This window comes from Paenibacillus sp. FSL K6-1122 (assembly GCF_037977015.1).
In the GTDB taxonomy this organism is placed as follows: Bacteria; Bacillota; Bacilli; order Paenibacillales; family Paenibacillaceae; genus Paenibacillus; species Paenibacillus amylolyticus.
In genome coordinates this window covers 5046294-5068210 of the sequence record NZ_CP150272.1, presented here as the reverse complement: position 1 = coordinate 5068210, position 21917 = coordinate 5046294, and the positions used below count along the sequence as shown (strand labels likewise).

Annotated in this window: 22 protein-coding genes; 20 read left to right on the top strand and 2 right to left on the bottom strand. The window is 45.5% G+C overall.

From position 1 onward, the window contains the following. Window positions 1–19: 19 nt before the first annotated feature. Window positions 20–1459 carry a polysaccharide deacetylase family protein gene (locus tag NSQ20_RS22810; RefSeq protein ID WP_340030923.1) on the top strand — a complete coding sequence of 480 codons (1440 nt, stop codon included), beginning with the start codon at window positions 20–22 and terminating at the stop codon, window positions 1457–1459. A gap of 224 nt (window positions 1460–1683) precedes the next feature. On the opposite strand, the gene NSQ20_RS22805 is transcribed toward NSQ20_RS22810, so the two are convergent. Further along, on the bottom strand, window positions 1684–1986 hold the full coding sequence (locus NSQ20_RS22805) for a hypothetical protein (protein ID WP_017687204.1): 303 nt from the start codon (window positions 1984–1986) through the stop codon (window positions 1684–1686). A 352-nt stretch (window positions 1987–2338) separates the two neighbouring features. Here NSQ20_RS22805 and NSQ20_RS22800 point away from each other — a divergent pair, with 352 nt between their 5' ends. The 3 genes from NSQ20_RS22800 to holA all read left to right on the top strand — a co-directional run bounded on the left by NSQ20_RS22800 (window position 2339) and on the right by holA (window position 5437). After that, window positions 2339–2887, top strand: coding sequence for a sigma-70 family RNA polymerase sigma factor (locus NSQ20_RS22800; RefSeq protein ID WP_017687205.1), 549 nt, complete (start codon window positions 2339–2341; stop codon window positions 2885–2887). After that, window positions 2884–4164, top strand: a complete 1281-nt coding sequence (locus tag NSQ20_RS22795) for a zf-HC2 domain-containing protein (RefSeq protein WP_340030922.1) — start codon at window positions 2884–2886, stop codon at window positions 4162–4164. The genes NSQ20_RS22800 and NSQ20_RS22795 overlap by 4 nt, the downstream gene beginning before the upstream one ends. Window positions 4165–4420: 256 nt before the next feature. Continuing rightward, on the top strand, window positions 4421–5437 hold the full coding sequence (gene holA / locus NSQ20_RS22790; RefSeq protein ID WP_036668560.1) for a DNA polymerase III subunit delta: 1017 nt from the start codon (window positions 4421–4423) through the stop codon (window positions 5435–5437). Between the two features lie 188 nt (window positions 5438–5625). Here holA and rpsT read toward each other — a convergent pair whose 3' ends face one another. Next, complete coding sequence (rpsT, locus tag NSQ20_RS22785; protein WP_024628504.1) at window positions 5626–5898, bottom strand: 30S ribosomal protein S20; 273 nt, start codon at window positions 5896–5898, stop codon at window positions 5626–5628. A gap of 175 nt (window positions 5899–6073) precedes the next feature. Here rpsT and gpr point away from each other — a divergent pair, with 175 nt between their 5' ends. The 16 genes from gpr to NSQ20_RS22705 all read left to right on the top strand — a co-directional run bounded on the left by gpr (window position 6074) and on the right by NSQ20_RS22705 (window position 21915). Continuing rightward, on the top strand, window positions 6074–7075 hold the full coding sequence (gene gpr / locus NSQ20_RS22780; protein WP_340030920.1) for a GPR endopeptidase: 1002 nt from the start codon (window positions 6074–6076) through the stop codon (window positions 7073–7075). Between the two features lie 144 nt (window positions 7076–7219). Further along, on the top strand, window positions 7220–8515 hold the full coding sequence (locus NSQ20_RS22775; protein WP_047843799.1) for a stage II sporulation protein P: 1296 nt from the start codon (window positions 7220–7222) through the stop codon (window positions 8513–8515). Window positions 8516–8569: 54 nt separating this feature from the next. After that, the gene (locus NSQ20_RS22770; protein ID WP_100527021.1) at window positions 8570–8929 is read left to right on the top strand and encodes a hypothetical protein; all 360 of its coding nucleotides are present in this window, start codon (window positions 8570–8572) and stop codon (window positions 8927–8929) included. A gap of 145 nt (window positions 8930–9074) precedes the next feature. Continuing rightward, window positions 9075–10889, top strand: a complete 1815-nt coding sequence (lepA, locus tag NSQ20_RS22765) for a translation elongation factor 4 (protein ID WP_036615097.1) — start codon at window positions 9075–9077, stop codon at window positions 10887–10889. Between the two features lie 153 nt (window positions 10890–11042). Then, window positions 11043–12227, top strand: coding sequence for a radical SAM family heme chaperone HemW (gene hemW, locus NSQ20_RS22760; RefSeq protein ID WP_036668565.1), 1185 nt, complete (start codon window positions 11043–11045; stop codon window positions 12225–12227). 118 nt (window positions 12228–12345) lie between these two features. Continuing rightward, on the top strand, window positions 12346–12816 hold the full coding sequence (locus NSQ20_RS22755) for an N-acetyltransferase (protein WP_017687214.1): 471 nt from the start codon (window positions 12346–12348) through the stop codon (window positions 12814–12816). Window positions 12817–13070: 254 nt separating this feature from the next. Then, window positions 13071–14102 (top strand): heat-inducible transcriptional repressor HrcA, encoded by a 1032-nt coding sequence (gene hrcA / locus NSQ20_RS22750; RefSeq protein ID WP_036615092.1) that lies wholly within the window; start codon window positions 13071–13073, stop codon window positions 14100–14102. A gap of 44 nt (window positions 14103–14146) precedes the next feature. Next, window positions 14147–14710, top strand: a complete 564-nt coding sequence (gene grpE, locus NSQ20_RS22745) for a nucleotide exchange factor GrpE (protein WP_036668567.1) — start codon at window positions 14147–14149, stop codon at window positions 14708–14710. Window positions 14711–14871: 161 nt separating this feature from the next. Then, window positions 14872–16716: a molecular chaperone DnaK gene (gene dnaK / locus NSQ20_RS22740; RefSeq protein ID WP_076328115.1), complete on the top strand. Its 1845-nt coding sequence runs from the start codon at window positions 14872–14874 to the stop codon at window positions 16714–16716. A gap of 129 nt (window positions 16717–16845) precedes the next feature. Next, entirely contained in the window at window positions 16846–17970 is a 1125-nt protein-coding gene (gene dnaJ, locus NSQ20_RS22735; protein WP_036615086.1) for a molecular chaperone DnaJ, read from the top strand. A 240-nt stretch (window positions 17971–18210) separates the two neighbouring features. After that, window positions 18211–18579: a hypothetical protein gene (locus NSQ20_RS22730; protein WP_017687219.1), complete on the top strand. Its 369-nt coding sequence runs from the start codon at window positions 18211–18213 to the stop codon at window positions 18577–18579. A 28-nt stretch (window positions 18580–18607) separates the two neighbouring features. Next, window positions 18608–18787, top strand: a complete 180-nt coding sequence (locus tag NSQ20_RS22725; RefSeq protein ID WP_017687220.1) for a YfhD family protein — start codon at window positions 18608–18610, stop codon at window positions 18785–18787. After that, a complete protein-coding gene (locus tag NSQ20_RS22720) occupies window positions 18780–19172 on the top strand; it encodes a hypothetical protein (protein ID WP_036668568.1) in 393 nt (130 codons plus the stop codon). The genes NSQ20_RS22725 and NSQ20_RS22720 overlap by 8 nt, the downstream gene beginning before the upstream one ends. 190 nt (window positions 19173–19362) lie before the next feature. Further along, window positions 19363–20328 carry a 50S ribosomal protein L11 methyltransferase gene (gene prmA / locus NSQ20_RS22715; RefSeq protein ID WP_340030917.1) on the top strand — a complete coding sequence of 322 codons (966 nt, stop codon included), beginning with the start codon at window positions 19363–19365 and terminating at the stop codon, window positions 20326–20328. 3 nt (window positions 20329–20331) lie between these two features. Continuing rightward, complete coding sequence (locus NSQ20_RS22710; protein ID WP_253439422.1) at window positions 20332–21012, top strand: site-2 protease family protein; 681 nt, start codon at window positions 20332–20334, stop codon at window positions 21010–21012. 138 nt (window positions 21013–21150) lie between these two features. After that, window positions 21151–21915, top strand: a complete 765-nt coding sequence (locus tag NSQ20_RS22705; protein WP_036615075.1) for an RsmE family RNA methyltransferase — start codon at window positions 21151–21153, stop codon at window positions 21913–21915. Window positions 21916–21917: the final 2 nt, after the last annotated feature.

Sequence of the window (21917 nt, the reverse complement as noted above, 5' to 3'; positions counted from 1 at the left end):
AAGATAAGGATGATTTGAAATGAACAAAAGGAAGAAAACACGGTGGTCCGTTTGGCTGGTTGGATTTATTGTATTAGCTGGCGGGATTCTAGGAATCAATCTAATGGTGCAAAATGTTCTAGCTGGAAACAACAGCGCTACAGAGTACGTTGAAGTGTCGCCCAGTGCATACCCAGGCTTAAATATCGAAACAAGGACGAAGAATACGAAGCATTATATATTGTCGATTAGCAACGTCCTCACAAATAGCAAGGAGATTAATACTCCTATTCAGACGTGGGTCAATGATCAGGAAAAGAAATTCTTAACCCAGGTTGGGACCGGTGCAAAAACGCTTCAAGGCGATCATCGTGCTGAATTGAATATTACAGTAGATACGAATAAAATTAATGATCACTTATATAGTTTAGTGTTCACTTCCTATCAAATCTCCACAGGCAGTGCTAATGGACAATCGATAATAAAATCTTTTAATATCGACACAGCTGAAAATAAAATTTTGAATTTATCCGATATCATGACTTATGACAAAGCAGCTGTTGACCATATTATGTCAATCGTGAAGGAAGAATTGAAGAAACAGAAAAACGTCCACTCTTATGTATTCGAAGCAGAACTTCAAAAATCTATAAAAAATCCATCTGAATGGAAATGGTCCATAGGTAACGGAGTCTTTACTTTATACTTTAATAAATACGAGATCGCTGCTGGTGCAGCCGGAACGATCCAAGTGAACATTCCACTGAAATCCTTGCATTCCTACTTGAAAAAGGACCTCACCAAAAAATGGAATATCACTTATGAAAATAACGATGAGCCAAAAGGGAAGAAGCCAACTCAGCCTCCGCTTGATCCTAAAGGGAAATATGTAGCTCTTACCTTTGATGACGGGCCTCACCCAAAGGTGACACCTAGAGTTCTAAAGACTTTGAAGGAGTACAACGCGAAGGCTACTTTCTTCATGCTGGGCGTACAAGTAGAGTATTATCCTGATATGGCTAAAAAGGTTGCTGAGGCTGGCCACGAGATCGGCAATCACTCCAAGAGTCATCCGAATCTGGCGAATATGAGCCTGAGTGAGGTACGCAAACAAATCAAAGAATCATCGGACCGAATCGAAGATGCGACTGGAGAAAAACCTACCCTATTCCGTCCGCCTTATGGTGCTATGAATGGATCAGTCAAAAAAGTCACCAAAGAACAGAAAACACCCATTATTTTATGGTCTGTGGATTCGCTGGATTGGAAAAGCCGGAACGCCCAAGCTGTAAATAAAGAGGTTGCTAAAAACATCAGATCAGGTTCGATTGTACTTATGCATGATATTCACGCTTCTACAGCTGATGCGCTGCCCCAAATGCTTAAATCACTAAAAAAGCAAGGCTACCAATTCGTAACGGTGTCTCAGTTGTTGTCCTTGAATGAATCCACAGGAAATGGCCCTTATTATAATCAATAAGTTCATCACACAAAAAGAGGTACAAACCTTCGTTTTTCTAAGGTTTGTACCTTTTCTATAAGAATGGATTTGCACTATCCTATATAAACCGACCTTCATTTATTTGGATTTAAAAATCATTCCTTGCTGTTTCAGCACGAAAAAAAGCCCGCTTTCCGTTACACCCCAGGAGGGAGAATATCGGAAAAGGGCCATTTTTTCAAAATGTAGAAGAAATATAAGAACTACTCTACGCCATCCTTAAAGTGTTTGCTCCAGTGTTTGTCGCCCTTGTGCAACAGATCTTCTACCGTTTTTTCAAGAGTCATCAATAGCTGTGCTCTGACATCCAGTACGGTTTCTCTGTACAAGCGTTCTTCCGATCCAACGATTTTATCGCCGTATAATGCCTGTGCAGCTACGTACTTCCGATGTTCCTCGACCAGAGTATCAATGGACTCCAATGCATGTTCAACAAAGTGGGAAATACTTTGATATTCTTTGGGCATTTGTTCTTTTAAAGCTTGAATTTTCGCAAGAGCTGGCATGCTCATCACCTCGTGTTTATGAATGTAAATTTACAATACACTATTTTCATGAAAATTGCATTAAAATCAGCTTAAATTTGGACAAATTTCGACTTTTTTTTATTTTAGGAACCAAAAAAGTGCTTATCTATAATGTATGCCATTGCATTTGAATTGAGTCGTGTAAGTAATGGAATCCCTTTTGGATACGTTTGGTGACTCGTTATGCAATTTCTGTTATTCTAAGAGAAGATTTCAGCGGCCCTAATACATACGCCGTTATTTTGTTATGGCAAATTAAAAATATACTTAACTTTGCAACAATTTTATTGATGATCACGTCTGTAAGGTTGCAGGGAGAGGGGGATCCTTTGTGGTAGAGCCGGAACTCATCAGAGCCGCTCAATCGGGCGATCGCGACGCTCTAATTACCCTATTGCGGGAGATTGAACAACATGTCTATCGGACCGCATATTACATTCTAAATAATGAACAGGACGCTTTGGATGCTGCGCAGGAAGCGTTGATCCGAATTTACACCAAGATCAATTCATACGAAGAAAAGGCCCAATTCAAAACATGGGTACAACGCATCGTCACGAACATCTGTATTGATAAATTCAGAAGAACCAAGCCGTCTGTCTCCATTGACGAACATGACATGGTTTTTCAGGATAATCAGGATGTGGAGTACGAGGTCATGTCTACATATGTGGCCCAGGACATTCAGGATGCGATCAACAAGCTTCCCGAGCATCATCGTACCGTTATTGTTCTAAGATATTTGCAGGACTTATCCTACAATGAAATTGCGGATTGTCTCGATCTTCCGTTGAATACGGTGAAATCTTATTTATTTAGAGCCAGACAGCAGTTACAGAATCTACTACAGGAATATCAGAAAGGTGGTGTGACAGGATGAAATGCGAAGAGGTGGTGGAATGGATGCACCGCTATCTGGATCATGATCTGGGCGAGGCGGAAACCGCGCAGATGCTACAGCATGTGGCAAAGTGTCCGGAGTGCGCCGAGAATTTTAGTTTACTCAGAGCTCTTTCCAGAGAACTGGAAGAATTACCGCAAGTAAGCCCGAAATTTAGTCTAGTTGATGCGATTATGCCACAGCTTGATGCCATTGACGAAGCGCGGAAGGAACAAAGTAGCACCATACAGGAAATGAATCCTGTCCCCGCTGCATTTGAGAATTTACAACGTTCAAGTGAGCGGAAAACGAAGCAAAAATGGCTTAACTCGATGGCAGGACGTATGTCCATGGGTGCAGCGGCTGCGGCAGTTATATTGGGATTTGCCATCTGGGGAAATCCGCCTGAACAGATTGAGAATGCCGATTCCATGCTGATGAGCTCTGGAGCTTCTCAAGAGAGCGGCAATTTGGATGAGAATTCGTTAAGCAAGAATATTGAAAATTATGATCCTGCCACTTCGTCACAACCAAGCAACAACGATGTGTTTGTGGGTCAATCGAATGATTCACCAACTAAACCAGATAACCAAGACGTAGAAACAATGCCTGAAGACGGTGGAGATGAGGTACAGGAGCCTGAAGTTCAGTCAGATCCGACACCTAAACAACCGGCCACTGAATCAACGCCTGCTCCGAATAAAGGACCGCAGGATAATTCGTCCAGAACTCCTTCGACCGATAATCAGAAGAATCCGGCTCAAAACCAAGATTCTGAGCAGAGAATTCAGGGATCAGGAGATTCTCCTAAATCTTCTGCAGATGGGGAAGAGAATGGAGTAACAGAAACAGAAAATGGAGATGCGCAATCCTTCACTTCTCAGGATACAACACCTAATATAACTGAAGATGCTCCGGTTGAAGGTAACACTGTACCTGATTCCAGTGCAGGTGCAGACGCTTCTGGAGGAAACAAAGGAGTCGCAGCAGGACCGGATCAGGGAATGGCTACAACAGTAGCACCAAAAGAATGGAAGTCACCTGACGGTTCCTATGTAGTTATGCTTATTGGTGATCAAATCAGCATATACTCCAAACCTGTGAGCGAACCGGATGTTCTAAATTTGGTTGAACAACGCAGCATAGAGGGGACACTGAAGTCAGCGAGTTGGTCGAAGGATGGTACCCTTTTTAATTACGAAACGGACAAGGACGGAACAACGGCGAAGAACTCGTTTAATGTACCTGCTGTTTCAGGGGGAGCTCCTGCGAAATAATTAAAAATGGGGAGTGCGCTCCTCTAAACGAAAGAACATTTTCAGTATGACAAGCATATAGTGGAAGTAACAAAACGTCCTATCTCAGTTCAAACAACTGACGTCGTATGACCGCGCACCGGCTTTTTCTAGAACTGCTGGTGTCAGCGTTTATATAGATGTAGGACAGGGGATCTTCATCCATAACTGGATGTAAGGTCCCTTTGTTGTCTTGCGCTTTTTCTGGTAGGATAAGAGGGATAAGGAGGCGCCGTGAATGGATGTAAAAAGTGCAACAAAGGCAATACGTAATGGAGAAACGGCACCGATCTATGTGCTGTACGGAACGGAGAAGTACCAGATACAGCAATTTACGGATATGTTAAAAGAACAGGTGATTGAAGAAGAACATCGTGATTTTGCGATTATTCCATATGATTTGTCTGAAACGGCTGTGGAGGTTGTTATTGAAGAAGCAGAGACTGTACCTTTTCTGGTTCCACGCAAATTAATTATCGTAAGGGATGCGAGCCTGTTCACCGCAGGTAAAGAATCCAAGATTGAACATCAGGTTGATCGTCTGCTTACATATATGGAAAATCCGGCAGATTACAGTACGATTGTTTTCCTGGCCCAAGGGGATAAGCTGGATGAGCGTAAGAAACTGGTGAAAGCTGTCAAGAAACAGGCAGTAGTTCTTGCTTTTGCTCCACTCAGTGGAGAAGAGTTATTGAATTGGATAGTGAAACTTGCGAAGCAGCGGGATGTTTCCTTGGAGACGGGAGCGGCGGAAACGTTGATCAGCTATGCAGGAACAGGTCTTCAGACCCTGTCTGCTGAAGTAGATAAGTTATGTTTGTTTGCGGGTAATGGGGGGACAATCAAACGTGCTGATATCGAGTCACTGGTTGCCCGTAGTACAGAGCAGAATGTATTTTCACTAGTGGAGGAACTCGCTAATTTGCGACTGGAGAAAGCGTTGGCTCTTTTCTATGAGTTGCTGAAGCAGCGGGAAGAACCGATTAAAATTGCGGCTCTAATCGCACGCCAGTTTCGGATCATGATCCAGGTGAAAGAGTTGGGGCAACAAAGTTACTCCCAGCAGCAGATTGCCAGTCAGCTAGGTCTGCATCCGTATGCTGTTAAGATTGCAGGTGAGCAAGCTCGGAAATTTCAGCCGGAACGTCTGAGAATGATTTTGAGTCACCTCAGCGAACTGGATTACCAGATGAAAACAGGAGCGGTGGATAAAGTGCTTGGTCTGGAGCTGTTCTTATTGAGACTTGGTGCATGAATGGATAAGTAAACGTAATAGATTACTAGTGTGAGAAACAAACAAAGCGACCTTTGCTCCATGATCGTTAAATCATCGGAATAAAGGTCGCTTTATCTTTGTCTTATACTTATCGAATCAGATACTAAAAAATCCTGAAAGCCTATGCTGTTCAGGATTTTTCCATTGGATCGTATAAGTAACGCTTCTTACGCTTGTGCGGAAAGAGCGTTCAGTTTTTTCGCCAAGCGAGACTTTTTGCGTGCTGCAGCATTTTTATGAACCAGACCTTTAGTTACAGCCTTGTCCAGCTTTTTGGAAGCAGCTTGAATCGCAGCTTTTGCAGTATCAACTTCGTTACTTACCAGAGCAGCATCAGCAGCTTTAACAGCTGTACGGAGTGCAGACTTCTGAGAAGCGTTGAGTGCGCGGCGCTTGTCGCTCGTTTTTACGCGTTTAACAGCGGATTTGATGTTTGGCATTACATTCACCTCCTGTAAGGCATTTGCATGAATACAAACGTTTCACAACTTAAAATATTCTATCACGCTAGCATGTAAAATGCAACAGATATTCCTACGATGTTCGACATGCTGTATAAAGAAACCCTTTTTCCCACACAATATGCTCAAATGCGGTAAGGGAGGCAGGGACAGAATGACACTGGATTTGCAAAAATATACAGTTCGTACCGATTTGGCGATCGACTCCAAGGAAATGGCGCAAGGTGGACAGAAACAGACGATTCCCGGACTACAGGAAGATGTAGAGAAAAAAGAGGGCATTACGATTACACGTATTGATGTCCTGACTGAAGAAGCAGCCACGGCTATTGGTCGGGTAAAAGGCCACTATGTCACCTTGGAAGTACCTTCTCTACGGAATGGTGATACCGAGTTACAGGAGCGAGTTGCTGCTGAGTTCACACGTGAAATGGAAGATTTTATGGTTAAGGCCGGAATCAACAAAACATCCAAGGTTTTGATTGTTGGCTTGGGCAACTTAAATGTCACCCCGGATTCACTCGGTCCACTTGTTGTGGAAAATCTGATGGTGACGCGTCAGTATTTCGAATTGGTGCCTGATCAGGTTGCGCCAGGGTATCGGGAAGTCAGCGCGATTGCTCCCGGCGTGTTAGGTACAACGGGTATTGAATCCAGTGACATCGTACAGGGGATTGTAGACCGGACCAAGCCGGATGCGATTATCGCGATTGATGCGCTGGCCTCCCGTTCCTTGGAACGTGTAAATACAACGATTCAGGTAGCGGACATTGGTATTCACCCGGGTTCCGGTATTGGAAATAAACGGCGTGGCCTGACCCGTGAGATATTAGGTGTGCCTTGCATCGCCATCGGAGTACCAACCGTATGTTATGCGTCCACCATCGTGAACAATGTGATTGAGATGATGCGTTCACACTTCCGCCAGGAAACGGATCAGACCAAACAGATCATGGGCATGCTGGACGACATCGGTGAGCAGGATCGCTTGAGTCTGGTGAAAGAGGTACTAGAGCCACTGGGTCATGACCTCATTGTTACCCCAAAGGAAATCGATGAGTTTATTGAGGGAATTGCCAATGTTATCGCTACAGGACTTAACGCCGCACTCCATGATGCCGTGAATCCGGATAACGTAGCTGCTTATACACATTAAAACTAAAACTGCTGAGAAGAAGGTCCGAATCTGTCGGACTTTCTTTTTTTGTTTTTGGAATCTTTCATTTTCCTGTTCTATCAAATTGGGCGGGCTCATAGAGTTGAAGTATAAGAGTTGTCCAGCAGGGAAGGAGACAGCAGAATGAACAAGATATTGGCCTGGAATATTGGGAAGTGGAAAAAAAGATGTCTGCACGTGCTGGCCATGGGCCGTACGTTGTTGTTGCTTATGATCATATCTGCCTTGTTTTTTGTTGTACTGGGTCTGGGGGGCATGGCAGAGAAACGTTTGAATAATTCACCCGTTTCTTCCATGAAAGGATTTGCGAGTGCCGTATCAAGCCGCTTTTTTGTCGATATGCTCGGTATGGAGATGCCTCATCTCACCCAGAAGGAACAGACCTCTGCTATATCCGGTGAAAACCTCACCTCATTTGTTTTCCAATTACTAACGAATGTAAATCCTCAAGATCCGAAGAGCCTGATTGCGAGAGAAATGCCGGGCATGGGTTCCAACCAACCTGTTCTGCTCCGCCCTGGATCTGGTAACGAAAAAGCCGAGGCTCCCGAAGATTATCAGCCCGGTCCCGGTCTTACGGATACGGCTTCCGCAGGTGGAGGAAAACCCGGTAGTGAGCTGCATGTTCCACCAGGTCAGGACAATACGGATCCACCTGAGTCTAGTGAGCCTGGAGATGGAGAAGGTAAAGAAGATCCCCCAGCGAAGAATGGTGAGAAAGACAATTCAGGCTCACCGACAACAGGCAAAAAGTCAATTCTTATTTATCATTCCCATCCACGTGAAGGCTACAATCCACTACTAGGTACGAAAAGTGATAATCCATCATCAGGCAAATCAACAGGCAATGTGTTTCAAGTGGGAACCTACCTCTCAGACAGTCTGGAGAAGCTGGGAATCGGCGTAGAACACGCCAAGGATGATTACCCCACTAAAGTAAAGGACTACAACTGGAACTATTCTTATAAATACTCCCGTCAAACGGTAAAAGCGGCACTCTCCCAAAATGATGATCTGACGTATCTCATAGACATTCATCGCGATTCACAGCGTCATGGCAAAACAACAACAACTATTAATGACTTAGGCTACGCCAAAGTGTATTTCATTATTGGACATGAAAATCCGAATTGGCGGCAAAATGAAGCCTTTGCAGCGAAAATTCATAAGAAACTGGAAGCCAAGTATCCTGGGGTATCCCGTGGTGTGTGGGGCAAAGATGGGGGAGGAGCCAACAATGGAGAGTATAACCAAACCCTTTCACCCAACAGCATTTTGATTGAGATTGGTGGCATCGACAACACAGGAGCTGAGCTCCAACGGACATCGAAGATTCTAGCAGACATGATTGCGCAAGTGTATTGGGAAGATCAGAAGGTGGACAAAGCCAGTGCTAAAACCTCTTCGCAGGGTGGATAGGGACTATATATGTATGAAGAACAAAATAGTAGAGAGTGACAGGAGGCAAAGCATATGTCCAGATTCGGTAAAAGACTGTTATCCATCGCTGTATTAATGTTGCTGGGTGTGCTGTTTGGAATGCAGCTGGCTGGCAGCAACTTTCATATGGGTAATTCATCAGACGGCACGTCAACCGCTGTGACAACAGAGCCAACTTCATCGGTGACCGAATCTGTCCCGACTGCACCTGTCCAAAAGGAAATTAAAGAACCCCCATTTGTACCTGTTCAGTCACCAAGCCAAGTGCTTGGGGCTGATCAAAATAAGGCTCCGGTTGATGTGTTGGCAGACAAAACGGCTGGATTATTGCAAAATCTCTCCCACAGTGGGATCAAGTGGGTGGTCTCTCTTTTTAGCGGCGTTGCTGAATAAAATACTATAAATTTAAGGTACAATATAACCTCTGGGAGTGCATGATGACACTTTATTATAAAGTTGAGACATCACGGGATTGATGCACTGTGCTTCAACTGTTATAATGAAGTGATTGACACTAGGCTGTTTCTGGGGGTAAGGAATGACTGACATTCGGGCAAGACAACGTAAAATTCGTAACTTTTCTATTATTGCACATATAGATCACGGCAAATCAACACTTGCGGACCGGATCTTGGAGCACACAGGTGCGCTCACTTCACGTGAAATGCAGGAACAAGTTCTGGATAAAATGGACCTTGAACGTGAACGTGGAATAACGATCAAGCTACAAGCAGTAGCCTTGACTTACAAAGCGGATGATGGTGAAGAGTATTTATTGAATCTGATTGACACACCGGGACACGTAGACTTCACGTATGAAGTATCACGCAGTCTTGCTGCATGTGAAGGTGCTCTGCTGGTTGTGGATGCGGCTCAGGGAATTGAAGCCCAAACACTTGCCAACGTGTATCTGGCATTGGATAACAATCTTGAAATTTTACCGGTTATCAACAAAATTGACCTTCCGAGCGCTGATCCTGAACGGGTGAAGCAGGAAGTGGAAGATGTTATTGGTTTGGACACAAGTAATGCGGTTTTGGCTTCGGCCAAATCAGGAATCGGAATCAAAGAAATTTTGGAACAAGTGGTGAAAAGTGTTCCAGCACCAACTGGTGATCCTGACCAGCCTTTGAAAGCGCTGATTTTTGACTCGCACTATGACCCGTACAAAGGTGTAATCGTATATGTGCGTGTTGTTGACGGCAAAATCAAATCCGGTTCCAAAATCAAAATGATGGCAACAGGAAAATCATTTGAAGTCATTGAAGTTGGAGCGTTCAAACCTCGGATGACCATCGTGGACGAGCTGAACGTCGGGGATGTTGGATTTATCGTTGCAGGTATCAGGCATGTTGGCGATACACAAGTCGGGGATACGGTAACGGATGCCAAAAATCCAACACCGGAACCTTTGCCGGGTTATCGTAAAATTAACCCAATGGTGTATTGTGGTCTCTATCCGATCGAAACATCGGACTATGTTGATCTGCGTGAAGCGTTGGAGAAATTGCAGTTGAACGATGCTTCTCTGAGCTTTGAACCGGAAACATCCAGTGCACTCGGTTTTGGATTCCGTTGCGGATTCCTTGGACTGCTTCACATGGACGTTATCCAAGAGCGGATCGAGCGGGAGTTTAACATTCCGTTGATTACAACGGCACCAAGTGTAATCTATCACGTTACCTTAACGAATGGTGAAGTGATGAAAATCGACAACCCATCCAACTATCCTGAGGTGGGACGGATTGATTACGTCGAGGAACCATACGTCAAGGCAGATATTATCGTACCGAATGATTATGTAGGTACCATTATGGAGCTGTGTCAGACTAAACGCGGTGAATATGTAAATATGGAATATCTGGACACAACCCGGGTTACCATTACCTATGAGATTCCGTTGTCCGAGATTGTATATGACTTCTTCGACCAGTTGAAATCCGGTACCAAAGGATATGCATCCCTGGATTATGAGCTGTCCGGTTACCGTCAGTCCAATCTGGCGAAAATGGATATTGTACTCAATGGCGAACAGGTGGATGCTCTGTCCTTCATCGTTCACCGTGATCGTGCCTATAACCGCGGACGCATTGTCTGTGAGAAACTGCGCGAGCTGATTCCACGGCAAATGTTCGAGGTGCCAATTCAGGCATCTGTAGGTACCAAGGTCGTTGCTCGTGAGACGGTAAAAGCAATGCGTAAAAACGTACTTGCCAAGTGTTATGGTGGTGACATCTCGCGGAAACGGAAACTGCTTGAGAAGCAGAAGGAAGGTAAGAAGCGGATGAAGCAGGTTGGTAACGTTGAGGTGCCGCAAGAGGCATTCATGGCGGTACTGAAAATTGATGACTAATAATTCATTTTCGGGTACAACACAGAATGTGTGTATCGAAATTGAATTGTAGGACGTTTGCTTGCAAACATGGTTACAACACAGAATATTAAATAACTAAGCTGAAAGGGAAGCCGGATGGCTTTCCTTTTTTCAAATAGAGGGGGACTTGCCATGACATTGGCAGCACACAGCCGGAAGACAGGTGCGCCCCAAGCGGTGTATCTTCACATTCCCTTTTGCACGAATAAATGTTTTTATTGCGACTTTAACTCCTACGTTCTGAAAGATCAGCCCGTGATGCAATATCTCGAAGCGCTGGAACGGGAGATGGAACATACAGTTAAGGCCAATCCACCGGGTGAGATCAAGACCATATTTGTAGGTGGGGGTACGCCAACAGCTCTGAAACCGGATGAGATGGCCGTATTTCTTCGCTCCGTGAAGACGTATTTCCCAAATTGGGCGGATGATATTGAATTTTCGATGGAAGCCAACCCGGGAACAACGGATGCGGAGAAACTCGCTGCGATGAAAGAAGGCGGCGTCAACCGTGTCAGCTTTGGCGTACAGGCTTTTCAGAATGATCTGCTGACAGGCATTGGCCGTATTCATAATACGGATGATGTATATCGCAGTTTGGAGAATGCTCGTAAAGCAGGCTTGAATAACTTGTCCATTGATCTGATGTTTGGTTTGCCAAACCAGACCGTAGAAATGTTGAATGAGAGTATCGACAAAGCGCTGGAACTGGATCTGCCGCATTACTCCATCTACAGCCTGAAAGTGGAAGAGAATACACTTTTCCATACCCTGTATCAGAAGAACCAGTTACCACTTCCTCATGAAGATGATGAGCTGGAGATGTATCTTCTATTAATGAGACGTATGAAAGAAGCAGGTTATGGACAATACGAGATCAGTAACTTTGCCAAGCCGGGCTTTGAGAGTCGTCACAATATTACCTACTGGCGTAATGAGGACTACTACGGTCTGGGTGCAGGTGCACACGGATATGTGGGCCGCGAACGGCATATGAATATTAAAGGTATAAATCCTTATGTTGAAGCTTCACGAGCAGGGCTGCCTCGTCTGGATCATTTTGAGATTGCTCGCCCGGAAGCCATGGAAGATTATCTGATGGTTGGACTGCGAATGTTGGAGGGAGCTTCGGCCTCACGCTTTAGCGAACAGTTCGGAGAGTCCATGGAAGAAGTGTTTGCGAAGCCTTTGGGCAAAATGTTGAACGCAGGGTTGCTTGAGCGGACGGCAGACGGCTTCAGACTGAGCGAGCAGGGTATCCTGTTCGGAAATGACGTTTTTGCGGAGTTTATCGGGTCCATATCGCTGAATTCATAGCTTGAAATTCTATACGCTCTGTTGTATATTTATTCATATTGATTTTACAGAGCGTGTTAATTTAACAACTACGAAGTCAGCTTTCCTCTGGAAAGCTTGGTAATAGGAGGAGAGCAGGATGTCGGTAATATGCAGAAAAGCCGTGCCGGAAGATGTTGAACCACTGTATGAAATGATTAAGGGCTATGCAGAGCGTGGGATCATGCTTCCGCGATCACGGGAAATACTGCACCGACAGCTGGAGCACTTTGTTGTAGCCGAAGTTGATGGTGAAGTGGTGGGTTGCGGATCGCTTTGTCGTCTGGGGAATGATTTGGTGGAAGTCAGATCACTCGGTATCTCGGAAGGGCATAAAGGGCTCGGCATTGGCTCCCGATTGCTGGACCGACTGGTAGAAGAAGCGGAGAAACAACAGATTCCTAAGGTTATGGCGTTGACATATGAAGTATCCTTCTTCCTCAAAAACGGCTTTGCCGTGGTGGAAAAAGAGATTTTCCCTGAGAAAGTATGGACCGACTGTGTTCATTGCAGCAAGCAGGATTGTTGCGATGAGATCGCGGTATTAAAAGAGCTTAACGTTTCAGCATAACAACTGAATGGACTGCATGAATCGAGCCGAGTCAGCCTCTGCCCTACATGCAGTCCTTTTTTACTTCAAAGTATGTTCAATAAAGTTGTTAGGACTCGTCGACATTGGTCTATACTATAAATAGATGAGCCCACTCATCAAACTCACTTGACAATGTTCACGTCAGTTTGGTATTTTTGTATTACCGCTTAGCACTCATCTAACCGGAGTGCTAACGACATGGGACAGTACAGTCAGAAGGAGGGATACTCACCATGTTAACAGAGCGTCAACGAATGATTCTGAACGCTATAGTGGATGACTATATCCGTTCAGCTGAGCCCGTAGGGTCCCGGAGCATTTCCAAAAGGGGAGATGTTGGATACAGTCCGGCGACGATCCGTAATGAAATGGCGGACCTTGAAGATATGGGTTTCCTGGAACAGCCGCATACATCGGCAGGACGTATTCCATCCCATAAAGGCTATCGATATTATGTCGATCATTTGGTTCCCTGGAATCAGGTGGAGCCTCAGGAGTTGGATGATCTCAAGTCGTTCTTCGCTGAAAAACTGAACGTCATGGAACAAGTTATTCAGCATGCATCCAATATTTTGTCACATATGACGAATTATACTTCGATCCTGCTTGGACCGGAAGTATTCCATACGTCCTTACGTCACTTCCAATTGCTTCCGCTGAACGAGAGTGAAGCTGTGGCAATCATCGTGACCAATACAGGTCAAGTGGAGAACAAGACGGTGCAGATTCCACCAGAAATCTCGGTAGCCGAGATGGAAAATGTGGTTCGCTTGTTAAATACCAAGCTTGTGGGCGTACCAATCTACAAATTGAAATCCCGTCTTTATACCGAACTTGGGCAAGAGATGGAACGGCATATTACACGTTACGAGGAAGTTATGCAGGTGCTGAACAGTGCATTTGACAACGAACATGATAATCGTCTGTTCCTCAGTGGTGCCACCAATATGTTGACTCAACCGGAGTTTAAAGATATCGAAAAGGTAAAAGATATTCTTGACCTGCTGGAAGAGACACCAACACTCATGAAATTGATGATGCCCGTGCCGGGTGGATCTGGTATTCAAGTGCGAATTGGCACTGAGAATGATCATGAAGCCTTTGCCAACTGCAGCCTGATTACAGCCTCCTATTCATTGGACGGTGAGGCTTTGGGTTCGATCGGTATTCTAGGACCCACGCGGATGGATTATGCACGTGTCATTCATATTTTAAATACACTATCCCGTGACTTGACGGCGATGCTAACACATCGTTTCAAATAAGATTCGGGAATGAACCATTTCATTCGTATAAGGAGGTGAACATCTTGAAAGAGGAGCAATCATTTACAGAAGAACAAGAGGTAACAGCAACTGAGCAGGAGCCTATTAATGAAGCTGGCGCTGCAGAAGCACAAGCTGAAGAGATGGCTGGTCAGGAGCAGGATGAGCTTGCACGTCTGAAGGCAGAAGCTGAGGAGCAACAACAGCGTTATGTCCGTGCACAGGCTGATTTTGATAACTTCCGTCGTCGTACGCAGAAGGAAAAAGAAGAATTGGCTAAATACGCTTCGATGAAGCTGGTCACCGAACTGGTACCGGTTATTGATAACTTCGAGCGCGCCATGGCTACTGTACCGGAAGGAGCAGAGGTCGAATCTTTCTCCAAGGGCATCCAAATGATTTTCCGTCAATTGGAAACCGTGATGAATAATGAAGGTCTGACGGCTATGGAATCGGTAGGACAACCGTTTAATCCTGAATTCCACCAAGCAATTATGCAAGTGGAGAGCGACGAGTACGAAGAAGGTATCGTTGTTGAGGAAGTCCAAAAAGGCTACATGCTGAAAGATAAAGTGCTTCGTCCAGCTATGGTTAAAGTCAGCTCATAAATTCCTTATAGGAAGGAATGAGTCGGCTCCATGGTTGAACAATGTGGGCGAAGTTTAATATAAAGGTTTGTACACATAGAGCACGATTAGCAACATGAACATCTAAATAAGGGTCAGATCAGACCCATTCATTTTAAATTGTTGAGGGAGGAAATTTTCGGATGAGCAAAGTAATTGGTATTGACTTAGGAACAACAAACTCATGCGTAGCAGTAATGGAAGGCGGCGAGGCTGTCGTAATTCCAAATCCGGAGGGCGCACGTACAACTCCATCCGTAGTTGGTTTCAAAAAGGATGGAGAGCGCGTTGTTGGTGAAACAGCAAAACGTCAAGCCATCACCAATCCGGATCGTACTATCATGTCGATCAAACGTCACATGGGTACTTCCCACAAGGAAACGATCGATAGCAAAGACTACTCTGCACAAGAGATCTCTGCAATCATCCTGCAAAAATTGAAATCCGATGCTGAAGCTTATCTGGGTCAAACGGTAACTCAAGCAGTTATCACTGTACCAGCTTACTTCAATGACAGTCAGCGCCAAGCGACTAAAGATGCGGGTAAAATTGCAGGTTTGGAAGTTCTGCGTATCGTCAACGAGCCAACAGCAGCAGCTTTGGCATACGGTATGGAGAAATCCGAAGACCAAACGATCCTCGTATATGACCTGGGTGGCGGTACGTTCGACGTATCCATTCTTGAACTGGGTGATGGCTTCTTCGAAGTTAAAGCAACTAGCGGGGACAACAAACTAGGCGGGGATGACTTTGACCAAGTGATCATTGATTACCTCGTAAGTGAATTCAAAAAAGATCAAGGCATTGACTTGAGTAAAGATAAAGCAGCGGTTCAACGTTTGAAAGATGCAGCGGAAAAAGCGAAAAAAGAACTTTCCGGCGTATTGACTACAACGATCTCCTTGCCGTTCATCACAGTTGCTGATGGCGTTCCTCAGCATTTGGAGTTGAACCTGAGCCGTGCGAAATTTGAAGAAATCTCTGAAGGTCTGGTTGAGCGTACGCTTGAACCAACTCGTCGTGCATTGAGTGATGCGGGTATGACGCCTAACGATATCGACAAGATCGTATTGGTTGGTGGTTCGACACGTATTCCAGCAGTACAAGAAGCAATCAAAAAACTGACGGGTAAAGAGCCACACAAAGGCGTTAACCCGGATGAAGTTGTAGCTTTGGGTGCTGCTGTACAAGCGGGCGTACTGACAGGTGACGTGAAAGACGTTGTATTGCTCGACGTAACGCCATTGTCCCTGGGTATCGAAACAGCGGGTGGCGTATTCACTAAAATGATCGAGCGTAACACTACGATCCCTACAAGCAAATCTCAAGTGTTCTCCACGTATGCAGACAATCAACCAAGCGTTGAGATTCATGTTCTGCAAGGTGAGCGTGAGATGGCAGCGGGTAACAAATCGCTTGGACGTTTCATGTTGGGTGATATTCCACCAGCTCCACGTGGCGTTCCACAGATCGAAGTCAGCTTCGATATTGATGCCAACGGTATCGTTAACGTATCTGCAACAGATAAAGGTACGAACAAAACTCAAAAAATCACAATCACTTCTTCCAGCGGTTTGAGCGATGCTGAAGTTGAGCAAATGATGAAAGATGCTGAGTTGCACGCTGAAGAAGATAAAAAACGCAGAGAACTCGTTGAAGCGAAAAACAGTGCAGATCAATTGATCTACTCTGTTGACAAAACGATCAAAGATCTTGGCGAAAAAGCAGATGCTGGCGAAGTTGAAAAAGCAAATGCTGCCAAAGAAAAACTGCAAGGCGTTCTGGCTTCCGACAACCTGGAAGATATCAAAGCTGCTACAGAAGAACTGACAGAGATCGTTCAACAACTGTCCGTGAAACTGTATGAGCAAGCTCAGGCGCAAGAGCAAGAAGCACAAGGTACTGAAGAGCAACAAGGTTCTGCTAAACGTGACAACGTCGTAGACGCTGATTACGAAGTTGTGGATGAAGATAAAAAACAAAACTAATTCGTAGTTCTACGCGAATTAAACATCGGTGACGTTCGAATTAGAGGGAAAGTCATAGCCGGGGCTCCCGCGCTTTGGCTTTCTTTTTGTCACGATGTGCGATATGGTGAATGATATGGGGGTGGAAGAGTGGCTGAAAAGCGTGATTATTATGAGGTGCTTGGCGTTAGTAAAACGGCTAACGACGATGAGATTAAAAAGGCTTACCGTAAGCTTGCCCGTCAGTATCACCCTGACGTAAACAAGGCTGCTGATGCGGAAGCTAAATTTAAAGAAGTTAAAGAAGCTTACGACGTAGTGAGTGACGGTCAGAAGCGTGCACAATATGATCAATATGGTCATGTCGATCCGAATCAAGGTGGATTCGGTGGTGGCGGTGATTTTGGCGGCGGCGGATTTGGCGACATCTTCGACATGTTCTTTGGCGGCGGTGGCGGTGGACGACGTGATCCAAATGCTCCGCAACGGGGGAATGATCTGCAGTACACGATGACAATTGAGTTCAAGGAAGCTGTATTCGGTAAAGAAACCGATATTACGATTCCGCGTACCGAAGGCTGTGATACCTGTCATGGCTCAGGTGCCAAACCTGGAACGAAACCGGAAACCTGCTCGGTCTGCCAAGGTAGCGGTCAGCAGGAAGTCGTGCAAAATACACCGTTTGGTCGTATGGTTAATCGTCGTGCATGTTCGAACTGTAGCGGTTCGGGCCAAATTATCAAAGAAAAATGTACAACGTGCAGTGGCAGCGGTAAAGTCCGCAAGCAACGCAAAATCCATGTCCGCATTCCAGCGGGTGTAGATGATGGCGCGCAACTGCGTATGACAGGTGAGGGCGAAGGCGGCCTGCGTGGCGGACCAGCGGGAGATCTGTATATTGTCATTCGCGTGAAATCACATGATTTCTTCGAGCGTGAAGGCGACGATATTTATTGCGAAATCCCACTTACCTTTGCTCAGGCAGCTCTGGGAGATGAAGTTGAGATCCCAACGTTGACCGAGAAAGTGAAGTTGAAAGTACCAGCTGGTACACAAACGGGAACGTATTTCCGCCTCAAAGGCAAAGGTGTACCACGCCTGCGCGGTATGGGGCAAGGGGATCAGCATGTGAAAGTGGTTGTGGTTACACCTAGTAAGCTGAATGACGAGCAGAAGGATCTGCTTCGCCAAATTGCTTCGCTGGATGGAGAGCAAACACATGAGCATGAACAATCTTTCTTTGATAGAGTGAAACGCGCCTTCCGCGGCGACTGAGAATAAAATAAAGTAAGTTCAAAAGGACACCACAGCGGTTTTTACCGCGGGGTGTCCTTTTTTGTACGCCTTTTTTAGTGGTTCAGTGGTTTTTGTGAAATCCATGGATTTATGCTACAAAGAACGACAGCAATTTGTGGGAGCATTTCGGTATATTCTGAGCGAACTTGCGGAAAGATAGCATGGCGAGAATGATATGCATAGCTGATATGCGAGAAATTAGGGAAGCAGGTGAAGCGGATGACCGAGAAAAATATTTTGGCGTACTTTCACAGCCCGGAGCAGGCTCAAGGGGCAGCCAAAAAACTGGAGGCATTGCGAGTGGAGGACCTGTCGATTAATCGATTCAGCCGATATGCGGGTGTAGGACCAAGCGGGGCTTCCTACAAGCCGGGCGTTTCCGGCAGTTTTTCATCATGGGTGCCCGATTCGATGCAAACAAATGCCAGTGCTGGAATCATGGCTGCGGCGGACCCTTCTGCAAGCGGCATGAGTGATGGTGGACAGGGTGGCCCTACAGGAAGAGATGTATTACTAACTGTCATCGTAGATGAATCGGTACATCACCGCGCCATGTCCATAATCGAACAAGCCGGTGGAATGATCTAGTTTCCCAATATGAAGGAGGAGCATTACAATGGCTGAACATGAACGTCCAGGCAAGATCTTAACGAAAACGGAAAAGATGAAACGTATGCAATCCGCAAAAAATGAGGACGTGGAATTCAGCGCTGAAGCTGCGGATCATGAAGATATAGAAGCACTACGCCGCAGTGAAGCGGCTGATCGACGACAGGGACGGGAGCTTCATGACTGAAGATCGCTCGGCAGTGACCCTCGAAGCTGTTTTTACAAGCTGGACTGAGGCCGAGTCTGCACGCAGAGCCCTGGAATTTTTGCACCCGAACCAATTAAGCATTGAGAGCCTTGGCAATGAAGCGTCTGCATTGGACTCAAACGATGTTACGGGCTCCGATAATTCTCCTACGGCCGTCGTCGGAGGATTTAGTGGCGAACTGAATGTACTTGCCTTGATTAGTGATGAAACGGAAATGTTGTCCAATGGTCAGGTGTATGATACACCCAAAGAGGACTCGGCCAACAGGCTAAAACAAGAAATTTTGCTGACCGTGTCCGTATCCAATGATTCGCTCCCGCAAGCCGCAGAGATGATCACGCAGAATGGTGGGCGTTTTTGCTAACTGAGATTCAAATTATGCAATATGCTGAAGTATATGAAACAGATATGTATGAATAGATGACAGGATATTCGAGCAGTCAGGCTGCGGATATCCTGTTTTGTTTTTCTTTTACTGGTGCGGCTTTGTGCTCCGGCTAGCTTGTGTAGTACAATAGTTGGGATGTTTGAAAAATGAGGAGGAAAAACCAAGTATGTTATGGCATGAACTAACAATACATACCACAGAAGAAGCTGTGGAGATGATTTCTAATTTTTTACATGAATCGGGTGCTGGAGGGGTTTCGATTGAAGAGTCCGGTACTTTAAATAAAAAACGGGACACGACATATGGTGAGTTATACGACGTTCCTTTGAATGATATTCCGGAAGGCTTTGCAGTCATCAAAGGATACTTCTCCGAAGGTACGGATATGGTTGCATTACAGTTAGAAGTTAATCCGAGAGTTGAGGAACTCTCCGAATTCGGAATTGATACAGGTGAGGTTCGTTATGAGACTCGTACAGTGGATGAAGATGACTGGGCAACAGCCTGGAAACAATATTTCAAGCCGGTACGTGTATCGGAACGTTTGACGATCAAGCCAACTTGGGAAGAGTATACGCCTGAAAGTCCGGATGAGAAAATTATTGAGCTTGATCCAGGCATGGCCTTTGGTACAGGAACACATCCAACGACCTCCCTCTGCTTGCGCACACTGGAAACGGTTATTCAGGGCGGCGAGGAAGTCATTGACGTAGGTACAGGTTCTGGTATTTTGGCTATTGGAGCGATAAAACTTGGGGCAAAACATGTACTGGCGCTTGATCTTGATCCAGTTGCGGTAATCAGTGCCAGGGAGAATGTGGAACTGAATGGGCTGGAACAACAAATTACGGTTAAAGAGAGTGATCTGTTGTCCGTCCTTGGGAGTCAGGACCCTGCACTTGGTGTACAACTGCCGGTTAAGGTTGTCGTGGCGAACATTCTGGCTGAGATCATTTTGTTGTTCGTAGATGATGTCTATAATGCGCTTGAGTCTGGTGGCACCTATATTGTATCCGGCATTTGGAAGAACAAAGAGCAGGTTGTGCATGATGCACTGGTAGCCTCCGGATTTGAAGTGAGTGCGATCCACCGTGATGAGGATTGGCTGGCATTTGTAGCCAGAAGGGGGTAACCCATGGACTTCCTGGAGCGTTTCTTTCGCCTTCCGATTGATCAATTACCATTCTTCCTGCTGACCATCCTGATCGCATTTACAGTTCACGAATTCTCACATGCGTATTTTGCCAACAAATTTGGTGATCCAACGGCTAAGCTGCTTGGAAGAGTTACGCTGAATCCGGTCGTGCACTTTGATCTGCTGGGTGTGTTACTGCTTGTTATTGCAGGCTTCGGTTGGGCGCGCCCAGTTCCTGTAAACCGTGCGAATTTTGACAAACCAAGATTGATGGGGACTATCGTATCTGTCGTAGGTCCTCTGAGTAATCTGCTGCTCGCCATTATTGGTGCCATTGTCTACGGTTGTCTGTTTGGATCAGGCGTACTGGGCAACATTGAGAATGAGCGAGTGGTTACAGCTCTGATGACGTTTTTACCTATGTTCAGCATAACGAACTTTTTCCTGTTTATGTTTAATCTGATTCCTCTTCCGCCATTGGATGGTTATCGTATTCTTGAAGATGTATTGCCAAGGCCCCTCAGTCGCAAGCTGCAGGGTGTGGAACAATGGTCCATCTTTATTTTCCTGCTGATTCTGGTTATCCCGCCATTGCAGGCTGTAACGATTCAACCGTTATATGTATTTGCAAATAACATGTATATGGATCTGGTAGGTCTGATTATTGAATTATATCGCTAAAAGCGTATCGTGTTTTGGACGGATATACTGGTCAGAAACACGTAAAAGTTGTATGATCATCTGTGGCGATTGGATTCACGCCTGTCATCAGGCGGGGTGAATTCCAGTCATAACAGGACAGAATGGGTGGATTGACTAATGCAGCGATATTTTGTATCTGCAGAACAGTTTAATGAACACGCTGTGATTATCACAGGTGATGATGCACGCCATATTGGCAAGGTCATGCGTGGTAAACCTGGAGATAAACTGATTGTCAGTGACGGAAACTCCAGAGAAGCACTCGTGGAAATTGAGAGTATTGAAGTTGGCCAAGTGACAGCCAATATTGTGGAACCTCTCGAGATGGACCATGAAGCACGGATTCGTGTAACCGTGGCACAGAGTTTGCCCAAGGGTGACAAGATGGAAACAGTCATCCAGAGATGTACTGAGATTGGGGCGGTATCATTTGTACCCTTCCTATCAGAACGTACGATTGTGCAATATGATGCCAAGAAAGAAGGCAAACGGTTGGAGCGGTGGCGGAAAATTGCCAAGGAAGCTGCCGAACAGAGTCACCGGAATCGCATTCCATCCGTTGAGCAGCCGCTTTCCTGGAAAGGGCTGTTATCTTCTTTTGAGGGCTACAGCCTGGTATGTTATTGTTATGAGAAAGAAAACGGTAAACAGCTGAGAGATGCACTGAAGCCGTTTATAGAGCAGCTTGCACCTGATGCAAGTGCAGAAGTTTTGATCGTGGTTGGACCGGAAGGTGGATTTTCTGAGAAGGAGACGGCAGAGGCTGATCAGGCAGGTGCTGTATCTGTTGGACTGGGCAAACGCATTTTGCGTGCTGAGACAGCTGGAATGGCAGCACTAACTTGCGTGCTATATGAATCCGGAGAAATGGGAGGAATGTAATT

Coding starts and splice junctions, on each gene's coding strand:
- NSQ20_RS22720 (WP_036668568.1), top strand. CDS start 18,780: ATGACTGAAGATCGCTCGGCAGTGACCCTCGAAGCTGTTTTTACAAGC.
- dnaK (WP_076328115.1), top strand. CDS start 14,872: ATGAGCAAAGTAATTGGTATTGACTTAGGAACAACAAACTCATGCGTA.
- rpsT (WP_024628504.1), bottom strand. CDS start 5,898: ATGCCAAACATCAAATCCGCTGTTAAACGCGTAAAAACGAGCGACAAG.
- NSQ20_RS22705 (WP_036615075.1), top strand. CDS start 21,151: ATGCAGCGATATTTTGTATCTGCAGAACAGTTTAATGAACACGCTGTG.
- holA (WP_036668560.1), top strand. CDS start 4,421: ATGGATGTAAAAAGTGCAACAAAGGCAATACGTAATGGAGAAACGGCA.
- NSQ20_RS22770 (WP_100527021.1), top strand. CDS start 8,570: ATGTCCAGATTCGGTAAAAGACTGTTATCCATCGCTGTATTAATGTTG.
- NSQ20_RS22730 (WP_017687219.1), top strand. CDS start 18,211: ATGACCGAGAAAAATATTTTGGCGTACTTTCACAGCCCGGAGCAGGCT.
- NSQ20_RS22795 (WP_340030922.1), top strand. CDS start 2,884: ATGAAATGCGAAGAGGTGGTGGAATGGATGCACCGCTATCTGGATCAT.
- NSQ20_RS22710 (WP_253439422.1), top strand. CDS start 20,332: ATGGACTTCCTGGAGCGTTTCTTTCGCCTTCCGATTGATCAATTACCA.
- gpr (WP_340030920.1), top strand. CDS start 6,074: ATGACACTGGATTTGCAAAAATATACAGTTCGTACCGATTTGGCGATC.
- NSQ20_RS22810 (WP_340030923.1), top strand. CDS start 20: ATGAACAAAAGGAAGAAAACACGGTGGTCCGTTTGGCTGGTTGGATTT.
- NSQ20_RS22775 (WP_047843799.1), top strand. CDS start 7,220: ATGAACAAGATATTGGCCTGGAATATTGGGAAGTGGAAAAAAAGATGT.
- NSQ20_RS22755 (WP_017687214.1), top strand. CDS start 12,346: ATGTCGGTAATATGCAGAAAAGCCGTGCCGGAAGATGTTGAACCACTG.
- hrcA (WP_036615092.1), top strand. CDS start 13,071: ATGTTAACAGAGCGTCAACGAATGATTCTGAACGCTATAGTGGATGAC.
- lepA (WP_036615097.1), top strand. CDS start 9,075: ATGACTGACATTCGGGCAAGACAACGTAAAATTCGTAACTTTTCTATT.
- prmA (WP_340030917.1), top strand. CDS start 19,363: ATGTTATGGCATGAACTAACAATACATACCACAGAAGAAGCTGTGGAG.
- NSQ20_RS22725 (WP_017687220.1), top strand. CDS start 18,608: ATGGCTGAACATGAACGTCCAGGCAAGATCTTAACGAAAACGGAAAAG.
- NSQ20_RS22805 (WP_017687204.1), bottom strand. CDS start 1,986: ATGCCAGCTCTTGCGAAAATTCAAGCTTTAAAAGAACAAATGCCCAAA.
- hemW (WP_036668565.1), top strand. CDS start 11,043: ATGACATTGGCAGCACACAGCCGGAAGACAGGTGCGCCCCAAGCGGTG.